This window comes from Pseudomonas wadenswilerensis (assembly GCF_900497695.1).
GTDB classification, from domain to species: Bacteria; Pseudomonadota; Gammaproteobacteria; order Pseudomonadales; family Pseudomonadaceae; genus Aquipseudomonas; species Aquipseudomonas wadenswilerensis.
This window is the reverse complement of the sequence record NZ_UIDD01000017.1, coordinates 1-2,989: the sequence shown is the minus strand read 5'-3', so window position 1 is coordinate 2,989 and position 2,989 is coordinate 1. Positions and strand designations below refer to the sequence as shown.

Sequence of the window (2,989 nt, the reverse complement as noted above, 5' to 3'; positions counted from 1 at the left end):
GTTATGGTGGGCACTCTAAGGAGACTGCCGGTGACAAACCGGAGGAAGGTGGGGATGACGTCAAGTCATCATGGCCCTTACGGCCTGGGCTACACACGTGCTACAATGGTCGGTACAGAGGGTTGCCAAGCCGCGAGGTGGAGCTAATCTCACAAAACCGATCGTAGTCCGGATCGCAGTCTGCAACTCGACTGCGTGAAGTCGGAATCGCTAGTAATCGCGAATCAGAATGTCGCGGTGAATACGTTCCCGGGCCTTGTACACACCGCCCGTCACACCATGGGAGTGGGTTGCACCAGAAGTAGCTAGTCTAACCTTCGGGAGGACGGTTACCACGGTGTGATTCATGACTGGGGTGAAGTCGTAACAAGGTAGCCGTAGGGGAACCTGCGGCTGGATCACCTCCTTAATCGACAGACATCAGCTGTCTTATGAGCTCCCACACGAATTGCTTGATTCATTGAAGAAGACGATATCGGTAACAGCTCTTAACTGGGTCTGTAGCTCAGTTGGTTAGAGCGCACCCCTGATAAGGGTGAGGTCGGCAGTTCGAATCTGCCCAGACCCACCAGTTTCTTGTTGGGGCCATAGCTCAGCTGGGAGAGCGCCTGCCTTGCACGCAGGAGGTCAGCGGTTCGATCCCGCTTGGCTCCACCACCCCTTGCTACCGTGTCAAAGCTTAGAAATGAATATTCGGCTCGAATATTGATTTCTGAACTTTTTCAGAATCGTTCTTTAAAAATTTGGGTATGTGATAGAAAGATAGACTGGACAGCACTTTCACTGGTGTGTGTTCAGGCTAAGGTAAAATTTGTGAGTAATTACAAGTTTTCGGCGAATGTTGTCTTCACAGTATAACCAGATTGCTTGGGGTTATATGGTCAAGTGAAGAAGCGCATACGGTGGATGCCTTGGCAGTCAGAGGCGATGAAAGACGTGGTAGCCTGCGATAAGCTTCGGGGAGTCGGCAAACAGACTTTGATCCGGAGATCTCTGAATGGGGGAACCCACTCAGCATAAGCTGAGTATCTTGTACTGAATACATAGGTGCAAGAGGCGAACCAGGGGAACTGAAACATCTAAGTACCCTGAGGAAAAGAAATCAACCGAGATTCCCTTAGTAGTGGCGAGCGAACGGGGACTAGCCCTTAAGTGGCTTTGAGATTAGCGGAACGCTCTGGAAAGTGCGGCCATAGTGGGTGATAGCCCTGTACGCGAAAATCTCTTAGTCATGAAATCGAGTAGGACGGAGCACGAGAAACTTTGTCTGAATATGGGGGGACCATCCTCCAAGGCTAAATACTACTGACTGACCGATAGTGAACCAGTACCGTGAGGGAAAGGCGAAAAGAACCCCGGAGAGGGGAGTGAAATAGATCCTGAAACCGTATGCGTACAAGCAGTGGGAGCCTACTTTGTTAGGTGACTGCGTACCTTTTGTATAATGGGTCAGCGACTTATATTCAGTGGCGAGCTTAACCGAATAGGGGAGGCGTAGCGAAAGCGAGTGTTAATAGCGCGTTTAGTCGCTGGGTATAGACCCGAAACCGGGCGATCTATCCATGGGCAGGTTGAAGGTTAGGTAACACTGACTGGAGGACCGAACCGACTACCGTTGAAAAGTTAGCGGATGACCTGTGGATCGGAGTGAAAGGCTAATCAAGCTCGGAGATAGCTGGTTCTCCTCGAAAGCTATTTAGGTAGCGCCTCATGTATCACTGTAGGGGGTAGAGCACTGTTTCGGCTAGGGGGTCATCCCGACTTACCAAACCGATGCAAACTCCGAATACCTACAAGTGCCGAGCATGGGAGACACACGGCGGGTGCTAACGTCCGTCGTGAAAAGGGAAACAACCCAGACCGTCAGCTAAGGTCCCAAAGTTATGGTTAAGTGGGAAACGATGTGGGAAGGCTTAGACAGCTAGGAGGTTGGCTTAGAAGCAGCCACCCTTTAAAGAAAGCGTAATAGCTCACTAGTCGAGTCGGCCTGCGCGGAAGATGTAACGGGGCTCAAACCATACACCGAAGCTACGGGTGTCACTTAGGTGACGCGGTAGAGGAGCGTTCTGTAAGCCTGTGAAGGTGAGTTGAGAAGCTTGCTGGAGGTATCAGAAGTGCGAATGCTGACATGAGTAACGACAATGGGAGTGAAAAACTCCCACGCCGAAAGACCAAGGTTTCCTGCGCAACGTTAATCGACGCAGGGTTAGTCGGTCCCTAAGGCGAGGCTGAAAAGCGTAGTCGATGGAAAACAGGTTAATATTCCTGTACTTCTAGTTATTGCGATGGAGGGACGGAGAAGGCTAGGCCAGCTTGGCGTTGGTTGTCCAAGTTTAAGGTGGTAGGCTGAGATCTTAGGTAAATCCGGGATCTTAAGGCCGAGAGCTGATGACGAGTTGCCTTTAGGCGACGAAGTGGTTGATGCCATGCTTCCAAGAAAAGCTTCTAAGCTTCAGATAACTAGGAACCGTACCCCAAACCGACACAGGTGGTTGGGTAGAGAATACCAAGGCGCTTGAGAGAACTCGGGTGAAGGAACTAGGCAAAATGGCACCGTAACTTCGGGAGAAGGTGCGCCGGTGAGGGTGAAGGACTTGCTCCGTAAGCCCATGCCGGTCGAAGATACCAGGCCGCTGCGACTGTTTATTAAAAACACAGCACTCTGCAAACACGAAAGTGGACGTATAGGGTGTGACGCCTGCCCGGTGCCGGAAGGTTAATTGATGGGGTTAGCTAACGCGAAGCTCTTGATCGAAGCCCCGGTAAACGGCGGCCGTAACTATAACGGTCCTAAGGTAGCGAAATTCCTTGTCGGGTAAGTTCCGACCTGCACGAATGGCGTAACGATGGCGGCGCTGTCTCCACCCGAGACTCAGTGAAATTGAAATCGCTGTGAAGATGCAGTGTATCCGCGGCTAGACGGAAAGACCCCGTGAACCTTTACTATAGCTTTGCACTGGACTTTGAATTTGCTTGTGTAGGATAGGTG

General features: G+C 51.2%; 2 tRNA genes and 2 rRNA genes. All 4 read left to right on the top strand.

The annotated features are described in order from the left end of the window. Positions 1–409: ribosomal RNA gene (locus tag CCOS864_RS27995) — 16S ribosomal RNA — on the top strand; the annotation flags it as partial. A gap of 85 nt (positions 410–494) precedes the next feature. Next, positions 495–571: transfer RNA gene (locus CCOS864_RS27990), tRNA-Ile, on the top strand. Positions 572–581: 10 nt separating this feature from the next. Beyond that, positions 582–657 (top strand) — tRNA-Ala (locus CCOS864_RS27985). 222 nt (positions 658–879) lie between these two features. Beyond that, a 23S ribosomal RNA gene (locus CCOS864_RS27980) occupies positions 880–2,989 on the top strand; the annotation flags it as partial.